Annotated in this window: 14 protein-coding genes and 1 tRNA gene; 14 read left to right on the forward strand and 1 reads right to left on the reverse strand. The window is 60.3% G+C overall.

What is annotated here, in order from left to right; translation table 11 throughout:
* Nucleotides 1–88: 88 nt before the first annotated feature.
* Nucleotides 89–352, reverse strand: a complete 264-nt coding sequence (rpsT, locus tag HDE76_RS18735; RefSeq protein ID WP_072760571.1) for a 30S ribosomal protein S20 — start codon at nucleotides 350–352, stop codon at nucleotides 89–91.
* 252 nt (nucleotides 353–604) lie between these two features.
* Between rpsT and murJ the strand changes: the two genes are divergently transcribed.
* The 14 genes from murJ to HDE76_RS18805 all read left to right on the forward strand — a co-directional run bounded on the left by murJ (nucleotide 605) and on the right by HDE76_RS18805 (nucleotide 16,053).
* A complete protein-coding gene (murJ, locus tag HDE76_RS18740) occupies nucleotides 605–2,212 on the forward strand; it encodes a murein biosynthesis integral membrane protein MurJ (RefSeq protein WP_184509798.1) in 1,608 nt (535 codons plus the stop codon).
* 61 nt (nucleotides 2,213–2,273) lie between these two features.
* The gene (locus HDE76_RS18745) at nucleotides 2,274–3,227 is read left to right on the forward strand and encodes a bifunctional riboflavin kinase/FAD synthetase (protein WP_184509800.1); all 954 of its coding nucleotides are present in this window, start codon (nucleotides 2,274–2,276) and stop codon (nucleotides 3,225–3,227) included.
* Between the two features lie 86 nt (nucleotides 3,228–3,313).
* Complete coding sequence (locus HDE76_RS18750) at nucleotides 3,314–3,541, forward strand: AbrB/MazE/SpoVT family DNA-binding domain-containing protein (protein ID WP_179481850.1); 228 nt, start codon at nucleotides 3,314–3,316, stop codon at nucleotides 3,539–3,541.
* Nucleotides 3,534–3,959: a PIN domain-containing protein gene (locus HDE76_RS18755; protein WP_179481852.1), complete on the forward strand. Its 426-nt coding sequence runs from the start codon at nucleotides 3,534–3,536 to the stop codon at nucleotides 3,957–3,959. The genes HDE76_RS18750 and HDE76_RS18755 overlap by 8 nt, the downstream gene beginning before the upstream one ends.
* A gap of 113 nt (nucleotides 3,960–4,072) precedes the next feature.
* Nucleotides 4,073–6,928, forward strand: coding sequence for an isoleucine--tRNA ligase (gene ileS / locus HDE76_RS18760; RefSeq protein ID WP_184509802.1), 2,856 nt, complete (start codon nucleotides 4,073–4,075; stop codon nucleotides 6,926–6,928).
* Between the two features lie 61 nt (nucleotides 6,929–6,989).
* Entirely contained in the window at nucleotides 6,990–7,490 is a 501-nt protein-coding gene (gene lspA, locus HDE76_RS18765; RefSeq protein ID WP_184509804.1) for a signal peptidase II, read from the forward strand.
* Nucleotides 7,491–7,604: 114 nt separating this feature from the next.
* Nucleotides 7,605–8,567 (forward strand): 4-hydroxy-3-methylbut-2-enyl diphosphate reductase, encoded by a 963-nt coding sequence (gene ispH / locus HDE76_RS18770; protein ID WP_184509806.1) that lies wholly within the window; start codon nucleotides 7,605–7,607, stop codon nucleotides 8,565–8,567.
* Nucleotides 8,568–8,711: 144 nt separating this feature from the next.
* Nucleotides 8,712–8,787 (forward strand) — tRNA-Thr (locus HDE76_RS18775).
* A gap of 163 nt (nucleotides 8,788–8,950) precedes the next feature.
* Nucleotides 8,951–9,643: a GspH/FimT family pseudopilin gene (locus HDE76_RS18780; protein ID WP_255481686.1), complete on the forward strand. Its 693-nt coding sequence runs from the start codon at nucleotides 8,951–8,953 to the stop codon at nucleotides 9,641–9,643.
* A 4-nt stretch (nucleotides 9,644–9,647) separates the two neighbouring features.
* On the forward strand, nucleotides 9,648–10,220 hold the full coding sequence (gene pilV / locus HDE76_RS18785; protein ID WP_255481687.1) for a type IV pilus modification protein PilV: 573 nt from the start codon (nucleotides 9,648–9,650) through the stop codon (nucleotides 10,218–10,220).
* Entirely contained in the window at nucleotides 10,217–11,275 is a 1,059-nt protein-coding gene (locus HDE76_RS18790) for a prepilin-type N-terminal cleavage/methylation domain-containing protein (RefSeq protein ID WP_184509808.1), read from the forward strand. Before pilV ends, HDE76_RS18790 begins: the two co-directional genes overlap by 4 nt.
* A 1-nt stretch (nucleotide 11,276) precedes the next feature.
* Complete coding sequence (locus HDE76_RS18795; protein WP_218862498.1) at nucleotides 11,277–11,960, forward strand: PilX N-terminal domain-containing pilus assembly protein; 684 nt, start codon at nucleotides 11,277–11,279, stop codon at nucleotides 11,958–11,960.
* Nucleotides 11,961–12,134: 174 nt separating this feature from the next.
* A complete protein-coding gene (locus HDE76_RS18800) occupies nucleotides 12,135–15,455 on the forward strand; it encodes a PilC/PilY family type IV pilus protein (RefSeq protein WP_179481862.1) in 3,321 nt (1,106 codons plus the stop codon).
* A gap of 4 nt (nucleotides 15,456–15,459) precedes the next feature.
* Entirely contained in the window at nucleotides 15,460–16,053 is a 594-nt protein-coding gene (locus tag HDE76_RS18805) for a type IV pilin protein (RefSeq protein ID WP_304624930.1), read from the forward strand.
* Nucleotides 16,054–16,073: the final 20 nt, after the last annotated feature.

The following is a 16,073-nucleotide window of genomic DNA, read 5'->3' on the forward strand; positions in this document are numbered from 1 at the left end:
CGCGGGTTGCTGCCGGTATTCAGATTTTTTGCAACGAAAAAAGCCGGCTTGCGCCGGCTTTTTTAGCGACACGATGAGCGAGGGTCGCTTACGCCAGTTCGCGGATCTTCGCGTTGAGGCGGCTCTTGTGGCGAGCGGCCTTGTTCTTGTGGATCAGGCCGCGGGCGGCGTAACGATCCATCACCGGCTGGGCGACGGTGAACGCGGCGATCGCGCCCGCCTTGTCCTTGGCCTCGATGGCCTTGACGACCTTTTTCAGGGCGGTGCGGACCATGGAACGTGCGCTGATATTGCGCAAACGGCGCTGCTCGGACTGGCGCGCGCGCTTCTTAGCGGACTTGATGTTGGCCAAGGTAGAACTCCGGAATCGGTGTAGAGGTGTGGAAAAAGACGCCAATTATGCGGTCGATTCGCCGCTGCGTCAATCGTTTAGGTGGCGTCGGATCCCAGCCGACACCAATCTGGGTCGGTATCACGAGCGGGCGCGTCAGGATTTTGCCACAACTGGGCTGTCGTCCGTCCCGCGGCGGCTGTCAGACTATGCGCCGATGTCCGGCAAAGGCGGGGCATTCCACTCGCCGATTCACAAGGTAACAGCAGACGCATGAAGTCCCCCAGCATGTTCCGTGGGCTGCTCTCGTTCAGCAGCATGACGATGGTTTCGCGCGTGTTCGGACTGATCCGCGACATGTCGATCAGCGCGGTGTTCGGCGCCAACGCCGCGACCGACGCGTTCTGGGTGGCGTTTCGCATTCCCAATCTGATGCGGCGGCTATTTGCCGAAGGCTCGTTTTCGACGGCCTTCGTGCCGGTCTTCATCGCTGCCAAACAGTCGGGCTCGGCGGACGATCTGAAGCGACTTGTCTCGCGCGTGTCGGGCACGCTCGGCGGCGTGCTGTTGGTGATTACCGCGCTGGGGCTGATTTTCGCGCCGCAGGTAGCGACGCTGTTCGAGCCCGGTGCGCTGGATCAGCAGCACAAGTTCGATCTCACCATCGACCTGCTGCGGTTGACGTTTCCGTTTCTGTTTTTCGTCTCGATGACGGCGCTGGTCGCCGGTGTGCTGAACAGCTTCAACCGCTTTGCCTTGCCGGCGCTGGCGCCCGTGATTCTCAATATCTGCATGATCGTCGGCGCGCTCTGGCTGGCGCCGCGACTGCATACGCCGATCATGGCGATGGGCTGGGCGGTGCTGGCGGCAGGCATTCTTCAGCTGGTGTTTTTGCTGCCGTCGATGCGCGATCTCGGTCTGCTGTCCTGGCCGCGCTGGGGTTGGCGCGATCCGCAGGTTCGCAGGATCACGCAGTTGATGGCGCCGACGCTGCTCAGTTCGTCGGTGTCGCAGGTCAATCTGCTGCTGGATACGATCGTCATCTCGCTATTGATCACGGGCTCGCAAAGCTGGTTTTCACTATCGACGCGCTTTCTCGAGCTGCCGCTAGGGGTGTTTGGTGTGGCGCTGGGGACGGTTACGCTGCCAGCGCTGGCGCGCCACCATTTCAGCAAGGATGTCGGGGGCTTTTCGAAACTGCTCGACTGGGGCCTGCGCATTACGCTGCTGATTTCGGTGCCGGCGATGCTGGCGCTGCTTTTCCTCAGCGAGCCGATCGTGGCCACCTTGTTCGAGCACGGCCGTTTCACGGCATTCGATGCGCGGATGTCCACGCTGTCGATCATGGCACTGAGCTGCGGCTTGCCTGCGTTTGCGCTGGTCAAGATCCTGCTGCCCGCGTTCTATGCGCGGCAGGACACCCGCACGCCGATGAAGGCGGCGATTCTGACGCTGGTGACCAACATGTTTTTCAACGCGCTCTTTGTGGCGTTGCTTTACCAGTGGTGGGCCTCGCCGGCGCTAAGGCAAGGCAGTTGGCTGGCCGGTATCGCGCGGGTGCCGGGACTGCACATCGCGATATGTATCGCCAGCGTCGTGTCGAGCTATTTCCAGTTTGCATTGCTGTGGCGCTGGCTGAAGGTGGCTGGTGTGTACCAGCGCCAGCCAGGATGGTTCAAGCACTGGCTGCGGCTGGGCGTATCGTGTGCGGCCATGGTGCTGGTGCTGGTGCTGGGCCGGCTGCTGTGGCCGGACTGGACCCATGCGCCGGTCTTCACTCGCGTTTGGCATCTGGCCGTGCTGGTGGTTGTCGGCGCCACGGCATACGTCGCGTCGATGGTTGCTGGCGGCTTCCGCATGCGCGAGTTGCGCGGCGCCTGACGACACGACGCCAGCGCCTCAAACCGTCGAGCCAGGCCCGTGCAGCCGTTATACTCAGGCGATGATGAAACTTTCCAGGAATGTGGCGGGGCCTTGTCTGGCGCCGAACGGCAGCGTGATCGCGATAGGCGCCTTCGACGGCATTCATCGGGGTCATCAGGCGCTGCTGCTGCAGGTGCGCGAGCGGGCGAAGGCGCTCGGCGGCAAGCCGATCGTGGTGAGCTTCGAGCCGCTGCCGCGCGCGTATTTTTCGCGCGAGCCGCTGGCGCGGTTGTCGAGCGTGCGCGAAAAGCTGCGTGGTTTCGCGGCCGCGGGCATGTCCGACACCCTGCTGCTGCGATTCAATGCGGAACTGGCGGCGATGTCGGCAGGCGAATTCGTGCGCAAGGTGATCGTGGATCGTCTGGCGGCACGCGAAGTCTGGGTCGGCAACGATTTCCGCTTCGGCCACAAGCGCGAGGGTGACGTGGCCCTATTGGCGAATCTTGGCGAGCAGCTGGGATTTTCGGCGTGCGTGATGCCGGCGGTGCAGCTCGACGGCGCGCGCGTGTCGGCCAGCCGCGTGCGCATGTTGCTGGCGGCCGGCGAGTTTGCCGGCGCCGAGCCGCTGCTGGGTCGGCCGTTCGTGATCGACGGCAAGGTGGAATACGGCAATCAGCTCGGCCGCACGCTGGGTTATCCCACGGCCAATATCCATCTGCAGCAGCGCGTGAGTCCCGTGCACGGCATCTTCGCCGTGCGCGTGGGTCTGGGTGAGGGCGAATGCAGCTGGCCCGGCGTCGCCAGCCTTGGCGTGCGCCCGACCGTGAACGAGGTCAGCGAGCCGCTGCTGGAAGTGCATCTGTTCGACTTCGACGGCGATCTCTACGGCCAGCGCATGTCGGTGGAGTTTGTCGGCAAGCTGCGCGACGAGATGAAATTCGACGGACTCGAACCGCTGAAAGCGCAGATGGATCACGACGCCCGCATGGCGCGCGAGCTGCTGGGCATGAATCCGCGACTGGCCGAGGCATGACATGTCAGGAGACGCCATACCAGGCGTTTGCTGCACTTTTTGGCAAGATATACAATAGTTGACGTATATCCATACGAGGGTTTGCCATGCAAGTGTCCAAGTGGGGTAACAGTCTGGCCATCCGGCTGCCTGCGGTGGTGGTCGAAGCGCTGAGGCTGAAGGACGGCGACGATGTCGAAATCCATGTGGCCGGCGCGCGCGCTTTCGAGGTGAAAAAAACGCCTGGCAAGCACGAGCTGCTGCAGCGGTTGCGCAAATTCCGTGGTCGGCTGCCGGCCGATTTCGTGTTCGATCGCGATGCGGTCCATGAGTGAAGACAAGGCTTTCATCGACAGCAACGTCGTGCTCTATCTGCTATCGGCCGACGCGGTGAAAGCGGACCGCGCCGAGGAGGTTATCGCCGACGGCGGACTGATCAGCGTGCAGGTGCTGAATGAAGTAACCAGCGTGACGCGCCGCAAATTGGGCATGACGTGGGATGAAACCAACGAGATGCTCGCCGGCCTGCGCGCCGTCTGTTCAGTGGAGTCCCTGACGACACAGACCCATGACACCGGCCGGCGATTGGCGGAGCGCTACGGGCTGTCGGTTTACGACGCAATGATTGCATCATCGGCCCTGCTAGCCGGTTGCAGCCGCCTGTATTCGGAAGACATGCAGCATGGTCTGGTGATGGATGGCCGCTTGCAGATTTGCAATCCGTTCCTGGCGCCAGCACATCACGCTGACTGATCCGCTACCCTTTGCCGGTTGAACGCGTCTTCTCCGATGGGGCGACGTTGCACACCCACCATACCTAACTGGCCGCGAGCGGCACCCACCGCGACCCTGACGACTGCGAAGCAATGACCCACGACTACAAAAGCACCATCAACCTGCCGCAGACGGATTTCCCGATGCGCGGCGATCTGCCCAAGCGCGAGCCCGGCTGGCTGGCCGAGTGGGAGAAGGTGGATCGCTATGCGCAGATTCAAAAGGTCACCGCCGGTCGCCCGATGTTCGTGCTGCACGATGGCCCGCCGTACGCCAACGGCGTGATCCATCTCGGTCACGCGATCAACAAGATTCTCAAGGACATCGTCGTCAAGTCCAAGCTGCTGGCCGGCTTTCATGCGCCGTATGTGCCGGGTTGGGATTGCCACGGCATGCCGATCGAAATCCAGATCGAGAAGCAGTTCGGCAAGGGCCTGCCGCCGGCCGAAGTGCAGGCCAAGGCGCGGGCCTACGCCACCGCGCAGATCGACAAGCAGAAGGCCGACTTCAAGCGTCTGGGCGTGTTGGGTGAGTGGGATCGCCCCTACCTGACCATGGATCACGGCAACGAGGCCGGCGAAATCCGCGCGCTCGCGCAGATGCTGCGCAAGGGCTACATCTATCGCGGCCTGAAGCCGGTCAACTGGTGCTTCGACTGCGGCTCGGCGCTGGCCGAGGCCGAGGTGGAATACGAGGACAAGACCGACATCGCGATCGACGTGGGTTTCGCGTTCGACGATCCGTCCGCCATTGCCAAGGCGTTCGGGCTCGACGCGCTGCCCAAGCCCACCGGCCAGATCGTGATCTGGACCACCACGCCCTGGACCATTCCGTCCAATCAGGCGCTGAACCTGCATCCGGAATTCAGCTACAGCCTGGTCGATACCTCGCGCGGTCTGCTGATTCTCGCCACCGAGCGCGTCGAAGAATGCCTGAAGACCTACGGTTTGGACGGCCAAATCGTCGCCTCGGTGCCGGGGCAGGCGCTGGCCGATCTGCGCTTTCGTCACCCGCTGTATGCGGTGGATCCGGGCTATGCGCGCACGGCGCCGGTGTACTTCGCCGATTACGTGACGCTCGACACCGGTACCGGTGTGGTGCATTCGGCACCGGCCTACGGCGTGGAGGATTTCATTTCCTGCAAGGCCCACGGCATGGCGGACGACGACATCATCAGCCCGGTGATGGGCAACGGTGTCTACGCCTCGTCGCTGCCGCTGTTCGGCGGCCAGTTTTTGTGGAAGGCCAATCCGCAGATCGTCGAAGTGCTGGAGCAGGCCGGCTCGCTGCTGCATCAGCACAAGTACACGCACAGCTACATGCACTGCTGGCGGCACAAGACGCCGATCATCTACCGCGCCACCTCGCAGTGGTTTGCCGGCATGGATATCGTGCCGAACGACGGTGGCAGGACCCTGCGTGAAACCGCGCTGGCCGGCATCGAGCAGACCCAGTTTTTCCCGGCCTGGGGCAAGCAGCGCCTGCAGAAAATGATCGCCGAGCGCCCGGACTGGACGCTGTCGCGTCAGCGCCAGTGGGGGGTGCCGATGGCGTTCTTTCTGCATAAGGAAACCGGCGCACTGCATCCGCGCAGCGCCGAGCTGCTCGACCAGGTGGCCGATCGCGTCGCCGAGGGCGGCATCGAGGTGTGGCAAAGCCTCGATCCACGCGAGCTGCTGGGCGACGAAGCCGATCAGTACGAGAAAAATCGCGACACGCTGGACGTGTGGTTCGATTCGGGCACTACACACTGGCACGTGCTGCGCGGCTCGCACGCCGATGTGCTGCGTTTCCCGGCCGACCTCTATCTGGAAGGTTCGGACCAGCATCGCGGCTGGTTCCATTCGTCGCTGCTTACCGCGTCGATGCTGGACGGCCAGCCGCCGTACAAGCAGCTGCTGACGCACGGCTTCAGCGTGGATGCGAACGGCCGCAAAATGTCCAAGTCGTTGGGCAACGGCATCGAGCCGCAGGACATCATGAATCGCATGGGCGCCGATATTCTGCGCCTGTGGGTCTCGTCCACCGACTACCGCAACGAGATGTCGCTGTCGGAAGAGATTCTGAAGCGTGTCGCCGACACGTATCGGCGCATCCGCAATACCGCGCGCTTCCTGCTCGGCAACCTCGACGGCTTCGATCCCGAAAAGCATCTGCTGCCGGTGCAAGACAGCCTGCTGCTGGATCAGTGGGCCGTGCAGCAAGCCTGCGACGTGCAGCAAGCCGTAGTCGCCGCGTACGAGCGCTACGACTTTCCCGAAATCGTGCAGCGCGTGCAGAACTACTGCACCAACGAGCTCGGTGCGCTGTATCTGGACATCACCAAGGATCGGCTCTACACCATGCCGACCGACAGCGTGGGCCGACGCAGCGCGCAAAGCGCCATGTACCGCATTGCCGAGGCGCTGGTGCGCTGGCTGGCGCCGGTGCTCAGCTTTACCGCCGAGGAAATATGGCAACAGCTGCCGGGCAAGCGCAGCGACAGCGTGCTGTTCGAAACCTGGTACGACGGTCTTTCTGCCACGCAGAATGCGCCGGAACAGCGTCGCTACTGGGCCGACCTGATGACGCTTCGCGACAGCGCCTCGCGTGTGCTCGAAGGCATGCGCAAGGCCGACCGGATCGGCGCCGCGCTGGAGGCGAAGCTGACTATCTATGCCGATGACGCCCTGCGCGCGCGCCTTACCGAAGCGTCGGCCGAGCTACGCTTTTTCTTCATCACGTCGGAATTGACGCTGGCCTCGATCGAGTCGCGTCCGGCGGATGCGGTGAAGGTGGAATTGGAGGGTGCCGACGTCTGGATTTCCGCCGAGGTCAGCCTGGCCGAGAAGTGCGTCCGCTGCTGGCATCGCCGTGATGACGTGGGCAGTCATGCCGAGCATCCGGAACTGTGCGGCCGCTGTATCGGCAATATCGAAGGCCCGGGCGAAAACCGCCGCTGGTTTTGACGATCCGTCCTACTCATCCATGGCGTTCAACGTCCTGTCCAGGTCAACTGAGATCACATCCTTGAGCAAGAAACCCAACGCACTCGTCTGGCTGCTTTTGTCGGTGGCCGTCATCGCGCTCGACCAGCTGAGCAAGCTGTGGGCCGTGAGTGCGCTGCAGCCGACGGGGCTGCCGCATCCGGCGATACCAGGGTTTCTGAACTGGACGCTGGCCTTCAATACCGGCGCGGCCTTCAGCTTTCTGGCGGACGGGGCAGGCTGGCAGCGCTGGTTTTTCGTACTGCTGGCGCTGATCATCAGCGCGGTGCTTATCGTGTGGATGGCACGCACGCCGCGCCGCGACTGGCGCACGGCGGCGCCGCTGGGCCTGATCGTCGGCGGCGCGTTGGGCAATCTGATCGACCGCCTGCATGCCGCGCAGGTGACCGACTTCATTCAGGTGTATTTCCGCCAGTGGAGCTACCCGGTGTTCAATATCGCCGACTGCGGCATCACGCTGGGTGCGGTGATGCTGGTGGCGTTCGGGCTGTTTGCCGGCAAGCCGGCAGGCGGCGTGCGATAATTCAGCGCTGATTCGATTCCTGCAGCGGCCGGTTGATCGGCGTGCCGCAGGGACTTTGGTCGATAGCGGCGAGATGGTTCGCTGCCCCACGATGCAACGCCTGCGAGGCCCTCCTTGGACATTCTGCTCGCCAATCCCCGCGGATTCTGTGCCGGCGTCGATCGCGCCATCGCCATTGTCGAACGCGCGCTGGAATCCTGGGGTGCGCCCATCTACGTGCGCCACGAAGTCGTGCACAACCGCTACGTGGTGGAAAAGCTACGCAAGGACGGCGCGGTTTTCGTCGAAGAGCTGCACGAAGTACCCGATGGCGCGACAGTGATTTTCAGCGCCCACGGCGTCTCGCAGGCGGTGCGCGAAGAGGCAGATCAACGCGGACTGAAAGTCTTCGACGCTACCTGCCCACTGGTGACCAAGGTGCATATGGAGGTTGCGCGCCTGGGTCGCATCGGTCGCAGCGTGGTGCTGGTCGGCCATGCCGGTCACCCGGAGGTCGAAGGTACGATGGGGCAGTGGAATCAGGCCAACGTGGGCGAGATTCTGCTGGTCGAGTCGATCGAGAATGTCGCCAGTCTGGCGCCGAAATTCCCGCATCAGCTGTCTTACGTCACGCAGACCACGCTGTCGGTCGACGATACCAAGGCCATCATCGCCGGCCTGCGTGAAAAATTCCCGGACATCGAGGGGCCACGAAAGGACGACATCTGCTACGCCACGCAGAACCGCCAGGACGCCGTGCGTCGCCTTGCCGACGCCGTCGACCTGATGCTGGTGGTCGGTTCGGTCAACAGCTCCAACTCCAACCGCCTGCGCGAACTGGCCGAAAAGCAGGGCGTTCGATCCTTCCTGATCGACGGCGCCGAAAACATCGACCGCAGCTGGCTCGACGGCGTGCAACACATCGGCCTCACCGCCGGTGCTTCGGCACCGGACAAACTGGTCCGCGACGTGATTGCCCGCCTGCAGTCCTGGGGCGTCGGCGATGTTCGCGAACTGGACGGCGAGCCGGAAAACATCACCTTTGCCCTGCCCAAGGAACTCCGCGTGGTTGGCGGGAGCGCGCTGGGCAGCCTTTGATCTGAAGGGCTTGCGAAGGTTCGAGTGTTGTCGGAATGCGGCTTTCGCCAGCAAACCCCACACCAATTGCCCAGCCCAGCGCGTATTCAATCACGCGACTGGCTTGCGCCATCGGACCCCACACCGTAGAATTTGCGGCTGCTCGCCGGAATAGCTCAGTTGGTAGAGCGGCGCATTCGTAATGCGTAGGTCGTAGGTTCGATTCCTATTTCCGGCACCATCTCAGTATTTAAAACCCGCGTCCGTTGACGCGGTTTTTTTTGCACATATTGCCGGTTTCCACCGCTCAACCTGCCGCTTGTCGGGCGTTTTCTACCGCTAGTCAGCTGCGACCTTGCCTAAATCTCGCGATCGATTACCTTCCCTAGGCAAGAGGGGAAAATATGCAAACCACATGGGGCGAAAGCGAATCGGTTTCATCCAGCATGAGCTGCGCGCGGGATCGGCGGGTCGTCGATAGAGATTCTTTGGATCAAAAACCGGCTGTTTTGCCGGAACAACGGCGAATTGAGGTTGCCAATGCCACGACGCGGCGATTCGTTCGTGGATTTACCCTGACAGAGCTGATGGTTACCTTGACGGTAATGGTCATTCTTGTGGCCATCGCCATACCAAGCTTCAACAGGTTGATCCTCTCTAACAGGCTCACTACGACTGCCAACGACATGGTTGGCGCAATCAATTCCGCTCGCATGGAAGCAGTGAAGCGCAATGCTGCGACCCAATTTTGCGGAAGCACGACCGTGATCAACACGACGGACACGCTTGGTACCGCGTGCGGAACGCAAACGGGCGCCGTCTTGCTTCTGCTTAATGGAACGTCGCCAGCGACCACGGCCACCGTGCTGGCTCCGTTAAGTGGTCTGACTGGATCAATCCAGCTGAGCAGCGCTGGCGCTAACGCGCTGCGCTTCAACGGGTCTGGACTGGCTCAGATTCCAGGCACCAGCACGCTTTTCGCCAACACAGTGGCCGATATCTGCACCGCCTCCATGAGCACCAATAACCACGTCACGATAAAAATGACTGCCGGTTCGATCTTGCAGACTTCGACCGCATCAGGAACTTGTCCCTAAGCTTATGAGCAGCCTGATCAAAAATTCCATTTGCCGGTATTCAAACAGTACGGTCGTTCGCGCTCCCGATCATGCGAAGCTGTTGCTGCATATCGCACTACGCTCTCGTTGCCCAATTAGCTTGATGGCGCGGCAATCCGGCGTCGGTTTGATCGAGGTTTTGGTCGCCGTGCTTGTGCTGTCCATCGCCTTTCTGGGCGTGGCTGCGCTGCAGGCGGTTTCGTTGTCTACGAGCAATAGCGCCATGGCGCGAAGCATGGCGACCATCTCGAGCTATTCGATTCTGGACGCCATGCGGGCTGACAGCGTGAACGCGAAAGCGGGGCTGTACAACACAACTACCAACGGCCCGGTCAGTACCAGTAGTTGTCCCGCAGCGGGAAGTACGCTGATTAGCGTGCAGACCAATCAGTGGTGCACCCAGTTGGGCGCCAGTCTGGGTGTATCGACCGGCACCACCTATGCAGTCAATTGCGACAGCTTCGGTAAGTGCTCTGTGAGCATCGTATTCGACGACAGTCGATCCGGCTCGGGTGGCGCGCAAGCGCAGACGGTCAGCACGGTGGCGTATCTATGACAGCGCGTTCTTCAAACCAGCATGGCTTGCGTGGGCGCAAGCCCAATCACCGGTGTTTGCCAGTTTTCGGGTTTACCCTGATCGAGATGATGATTGCCCTGCTGCTCGGAGCCATCGTCATCGGCGGCGTGGTCAGCGTTTTTCTGGCGACTCAGCAGACCTATCGCACCAACCAGGCATTGGGCGATGTGCAGGATGGGGCACGTATAGCTTTCGACCTGATGTCGCGCGATATCCGCGAAGCGGGGCTTACCGGTTGCTACAGCAATTCGGGCAGCGTCGCCAATGTTCTGAATAACAGCCCAAACAATGGCGGCACGGTGTGGTGGGCCAATTGGAACAACGTCATTCACGGGTATAGCTCGGGCGATCCAGGCCCCGCCTTAACGACGGTAACCCAGACGCCTAACACTGAGTCCATTGAGCTATTGGGCGCGTCGGACACCAGTGTCAGCGTGGCGACACATACCCCTTCAACGTCAACATTCACCTTGAACGAGCCGGCCTCCGCACTGACGCTTGCTCAGGGTGACGTGATTATCGTTTGCGATCCTAACCACGCGGTAATTACCCAGATTAGCAACGCCCCCGCGGGTAATCCGCTCTCTTTCAAAACCGCCACGGGTGGAACAACGCCGGGCAACTGCTCCGCAGGGCTGGCCTTTCCCACGGTATGCACCGCGGCCGGCACCAGCTACACCTATGCTGCGAATTCGCCGGTTGCAAAATTGTCCGCCGCCAACTGGTTTATCGGCAACAGCCCCAACTCCACGGTAGGTACGTCGCTTTATCGCGCTGATCTGGAGAACAACGGGGGGACGCCAACCATGACGCCCCAGGAAATGGTGCCCAATGTGACGGCCATGACGTTCCGATATCATCAGGCGCCAAATTTAACCTTCGGTACCGCATCGTCAATTAACAACTGGGCCGCGGTGGACTCCGTGCAGGTAACGCTGACGGTCCAAAGTACAAACCAGCGCGCCAGCACGACGCAGACGGCTATTTCGCGAACGTTCACTGCCACAAGCACCTTGCGCAACCGGGTGAACTGACATGACCCCACCGATCCACTCAAACGGTTCCGTCGCTCCACGGCCTGTCGCTGCTTTTGCGCTGTTGGCCGATGCGAATGGCGCCTCGTCTTGCCGGAAGAATGCGGCCGAACGACGTCCTTACATACACCGCTCCAAACAAAGCGGCGTGGCTTTGGTCGTGGCCTTGATTCTGCTTATCGTCATTACCCTGGTGGGTCTTGCGGCAGTGCGCGGCACCATCATGCAACAAAAAATGACCTCCAACTTTTACGACAGGCAGCTCGCTTTCCAGGCTGCCGAGGCCGGGCTTCGCGAGGCGGAGGCCGTTGTGCAGTCAACCACGCCACCAGGCGTCGGCAGCACGATTCGCGACTGCTCGTCCACTGCTGTCCCGGTGAATAAATGCCTTGCCAACCCGTTTACCGATACCAGCACGACAGTGGCAGGCTTTATACAGCAAGTGCCCAGCGCCTATTTCAACCCCGGCACGGCGGCCGCCGGCGCGCCGCAATACATCATCGAGTATCTGGGAATTTTCACCATTCCAGCGCCAAAGGTGAAACAGCTTTCCGGAGTAACGGGTTATGGCGCTAATCCGCAGACGTCTGCCTATTTTTATCGACTGACCGCGCTCAGTGGTCCGGCAACCGTGCAGGATCGGGCGTCGGTGACACTGCAGTCCATTTTCAAGGTCAATCATTAGGCGCTGTCGGCGCAGGTTTTACCGCTGGCCGTTTTTCCGGTCAAACGTCGCACAGGTTGAAGTTCAAACACCTTGTTTTATTTAAGGCACATTATCTCTGGTACGTGATGAGCACCGCTTTATTCACGTGATCGGACGCCGGTTGGTCGCATCCAACAGTCATGGGGAAGCTTCATGTCATTCAAATATCTGAGATTGATGGCGATAGCGGCGGCCATGCTCTTTGCCGGCTCCGCCAGTGCCGTGACGTATACCGACAATTTCTCCGGCAACGCCAGCACGCTGTCCTGGAATGCGCTTAACTACGCTTGCCTCACGGCGGGTACCGGGGCTAGTGGAACGGCCGGCGTCATTCCCGCCTGTTCACCCGCGTTTGATGCGAATGGGTCGGGTGCGCTTCGGCTGACGCCAGCGGCAGGCAACCAAGCTGGCGCGATCCTGTCGAATTTCGCTCCTTTTCCTCTAACCCAAGGCCTGCAGGTAACGTTTACCACCTATACCTACGGTGGCAACTCGGGAGGCACAGCAGGTAACGGTGCTGACGGCATCACTTTCTTTCTCACGGACGGAACGCAGGCGGTACCCACCGTCGCAGGTGGCCTCGGCGGTAGTCTTGGCTATAGCTGCTCTAATACCAATAGCCAATATGAGGGCTTGGCTAATGCTTACTTAGGTCTTGGCATTGACGAGTACGGCAATTTCCTAAATAACGCAGATAACACTAACACAGGTATTGAGAATACTAATTATTCGGGTATTACTACCAACGGCACCAATACGTATACAAATGGGCAGGACCAATATCAGCCAGAGAGAATTGGCTTGCGCGGCGCGGGTAATTTGACTTGGACTTGGTTGAAGGCCCAAAACCCCACTTATTATTCCGGAAACGTAGATATCACGAAAACCAAGGCGGCATGTAGCTCAGGGCAATATGTTTCAGGAACGATTACAACCACCACGGGCTTTGGAAGGAACCAAGTAACGACTACCACCAATACGTATGCCAACATTCCATATAACTACAACGCCATTGCCGGCGGCTACGCCGTGCTCCCGAACAACACAAAGATCGCCAACGAGTCGGCGACGACACGGGCCCAGGCAACCCCCATCACGTACAAGCTGCAAATTTCGGCGGGCGGCTTACTGAACTTTGCCTATAGCTATAACAACGGCGTTTTCCAGCCGGTGCTGGTCAACAACTCCATCACAAGCACCAATGGTCCTTTACCTGCCTCTTTGCGATTCGGCTTTTCGTCAGGCACCGGCGGCAGTTGGAATATTCACGAAATAACCTGCTTCCAGGCATCACCGCTTCAATCCAATACAAGTGCTGGCGCCAATACGGTGCAGTCCGGGCAGTACAACGCGGGGGCTGCGGTTTATCTGGCGACGTACACCTCAGACAACTGGTGGGGCTCAGTGACCTCCAATTCAGTATTGGCTGCATCCGACGGTTCGCTGAGCGTATCCTCGACAGCCAACTGGGACGCCAATTGCGATATCACCGGCGGTGCCTGTCCTTCGTTGGGGCCAGATTCTTCGGGCAATACGAAGACCGTCACCGCGCAGTCTTCGCGCAACCTCGTGACCTGGAACGGCTCTACCGGCGTCGCCTTTCAATGGGGCAACCTTACTACTACTCAAGCGACGAACTTGAACGGCACCGACGGCGCAGGGTCCACTCGCGTCAGCTGGCTGCGTGGCGATCGCTCGACAGAACAGCTTTACAGTCCTGTACCCGGTTCGCTGCGAGCAAGAACCCAGGTACTTGGAGATATCATCGATTCAAGCCCTACCTTCGTCGCCGCACCGGCAGCTAATAATTATCCGGATGCTTTCACGGACAGCCTAGTCGGAAGCTCCGCAGTGAGGCCTGAAAATGCTTCCGGCGCCCAGACGTACAGCGCCTTCGTCACTGCCAACAGCGGGCGGCAGAACATTGTCTACACGGGAAGCAATGACGGCTTTCTGCACGCGTTCGCTGCAGGCCCTGCGATCTCGAACACCTACACTGCGTCGACCAACAATGGCTCCGAACTCCTCGGATTCATGCCGGCCGGCCTGCTCGCTAATTCGACCAACAGCACCAATCTAGTCAACCTCACGAGCCCCAACTACGTTCACAATTACTACGTAGACGCCACGCCGGTAGCCGGTGATCTTTTCTACGGAAGCAAATGGCATACCTGGCTGGTCGGCGGCGTGGGGACCGGCGGCTCGGAAATTTATGCGCTTGATATTACCGACCCCACCCAGTTCACCGAGGCCACTGCGTCCAAAGTTGTCATGGGTGACTGGACCAGCGCCACGGCCGGTTTGTCCAATCTGGGACAGACCGTCGGTACTCCGGTCATTACCCGCCTGCACAACGGCAACTGGGCAATCATCTTCGGCAATGGATTGGGAAGCGGAAAAGCGGCCGGTATTTACATCGGTTTGGTCGATTCGACGAGCGGGGCCGTCACGTTTACGTTTTACAGCACTGGCGTTGGTTCGGCGTCAAGCGCCAATGGCATCGCCTACGTTGCCACGGCAGATCTCGACGGCGACCAGATTACGGATTACCTCTACGCGGGCGATCAGCAGGGAAATCTGTGGCGCCTTGACGTGACGTCGAAAACTGCCAGCAACTGGGCGTACTCCAAATTCGGCAATACCGCGATAACGCCGCTTTATGTGGCCAAGAGCGGCGCAAGCACGCCGCTGCTGCAGCCGATCACTACCGCGCCCGTTGTTGCGTCGGTGACGGTAGGCGGGGGTAATCGCGTCATGGTGATGTTTGGTACGGGCCAGAAAACGCCGTTCAACAGCACCAGCGGCGACGTGTATGCCACCGGCAGCCAGACGTTCTACGGTATCTGGGACTGGGACATGACTGCCTGGAACGCGGCTGCCATTGCCAACGCGCAATACGTGAGTTTGGCAGGCCCGCAGACCGTCAGTCGATCGGCGCTTCTGCAGCAGACGCTCGCCTCGACGTCCACCGGCTCGGGTACTAACAGCCAGGTGCTGGGCTATCGATATCTGAATGTGGGTACGGTGGTTTGCTGGCAGGGCAGCAGCGCCTGCACGTCCAACAACAACCAATACGGCTGGCTGTTCGATTTGCCGACTACCAACGAGCAGATCATCTACAGCCCGACGATCATCGGTGGGGCGGTGGTGGTCAACACCGCCATCCCGCCGACAGTTTCAGCTTCCACTTGCAACGCCGGCTTGCAGAGCGGCTGGACCATGGCCTTCGACCCGGCTTCCGGCGGCGGCATTGTGCAGAGCTTCTTCCCGGGTTCCAATGGCAGCACGGGTACGGTCAATGGTTCGACAGTGGGTGGTATCCAGCTCAACGGTGTGGGTAGTCCGTCATCGATCTCGTATAACGGGCAGAGTTATCTGGTGAGCCAGACTGTCAACGGTACTGCTGCGGTGAGCAGGTACTATCCGCGCGATGGTGCATCGTCACGCGTGTCCTGGAAGGAAATCAGGTATTGATGAAATGGGCAGCTCCCTGTCGCTTTTGTCGGGGAGTTTGGAACGCCGGAAGCGGCTCGAATATGCAACCGGCACGAATTTGTGTCAGCGGCAAAACGATGGAGCGATACATCCGATGAAAATGTCTTCAGACAGCAAAGCACCGCCAATCGCCGGTGCCGCCGGCTTCACGCTGGTGGAGCTGATGATTGTGGTTGCGATCGTGGCGATTCTTTCGGCGATTGCCTACCCGTCCTACGTCTCCTACATCACAAAATCGCGCCGCGTGGCAGCCGAGGGTTGCCTGTCGCAGTACGCCAATTACATGGAGCGGTTTTATACGTCAGGCCTTAATTACAGAACAGATGGTACGGGGGCCGCGAATCCATTTTTGACGGCAGGCAGCACTCTTAATTTTGATTGCGCGTCAACGCAGCAAACTGGCTCTTATTATTCTTATACATTGGCTTCGGCAACCTCTTCAGCATACTCGGTGCAGGCCGCGCCAATCAGCGTGCAGGCCACTCGCGATGCCAAGTGTGGGACCTTGTCGCTGAATCAGGCGGGCAATCGCAATGCCTCTGGAACGGGCGGCGTTTCGCAGTGCTGGGCCAACTGATCGACGCATTTCAAAAGTGA

The organism is Rhodanobacter sp. ANJX3, from assembly GCF_014200755.1.
Classification (GTDB): domain Bacteria; phylum Pseudomonadota; class Gammaproteobacteria; order Xanthomonadales; family Rhodanobacteraceae; genus Rhodanobacter.

What these genes read in the sequence shown, in the direction of transcription:
- murJ (WP_184509798.1), top strand. Translation starts at nt 605, where the DNA reads ATGAAGTCCCCCAGCATGTTCCGTGGGCTGCTCTCGTTCAGCAGCATG.
- HDE76_RS18745 (WP_184509800.1), top strand. Translation starts at nt 2,274, where the DNA reads ATGATGAAACTTTCCAGGAATGTGGCGGGGCCTTGTCTGGCGCCGAAC.
- HDE76_RS18750 (WP_179481850.1), top strand. Translation starts at nt 3,314, where the DNA reads ATGCAAGTGTCCAAGTGGGGTAACAGTCTGGCCATCCGGCTGCCTGCG.
- HDE76_RS18755 (WP_179481852.1), top strand. Translation starts at nt 3,534, where the DNA reads ATGAGTGAAGACAAGGCTTTCATCGACAGCAACGTCGTGCTCTATCTG.
- ileS (WP_184509802.1), top strand. Translation starts at nt 4,073, where the DNA reads ATGACCCACGACTACAAAAGCACCATCAACCTGCCGCAGACGGATTTC.
- HDE76_RS18780 (WP_255481686.1), top strand. Translation starts at nt 8,951, where the DNA reads ATGCAAACCACATGGGGCGAAAGCGAATCGGTTTCATCCAGCATGAGC.
- pilV (WP_255481687.1), top strand. Translation starts at nt 9,648, where the DNA reads ATGAGCAGCCTGATCAAAAATTCCATTTGCCGGTATTCAAACAGTACG.
- HDE76_RS18790 (WP_184509808.1), top strand. Translation starts at nt 10,217, where the DNA reads ATGACAGCGCGTTCTTCAAACCAGCATGGCTTGCGTGGGCGCAAGCCC.
- HDE76_RS18795 (WP_218862498.1), top strand. Translation starts at nt 11,277, where the DNA reads ATGACCCCACCGATCCACTCAAACGGTTCCGTCGCTCCACGGCCTGTC.
- HDE76_RS18800 (WP_179481862.1), top strand. Translation starts at nt 12,135, where the DNA reads ATGTCATTCAAATATCTGAGATTGATGGCGATAGCGGCGGCCATGCTC.
- HDE76_RS18805 (WP_304624930.1), top strand. Translation starts at nt 15,460, where the DNA reads ATGGGCAGCTCCCTGTCGCTTTTGTCGGGGAGTTTGGAACGCCGGAAG.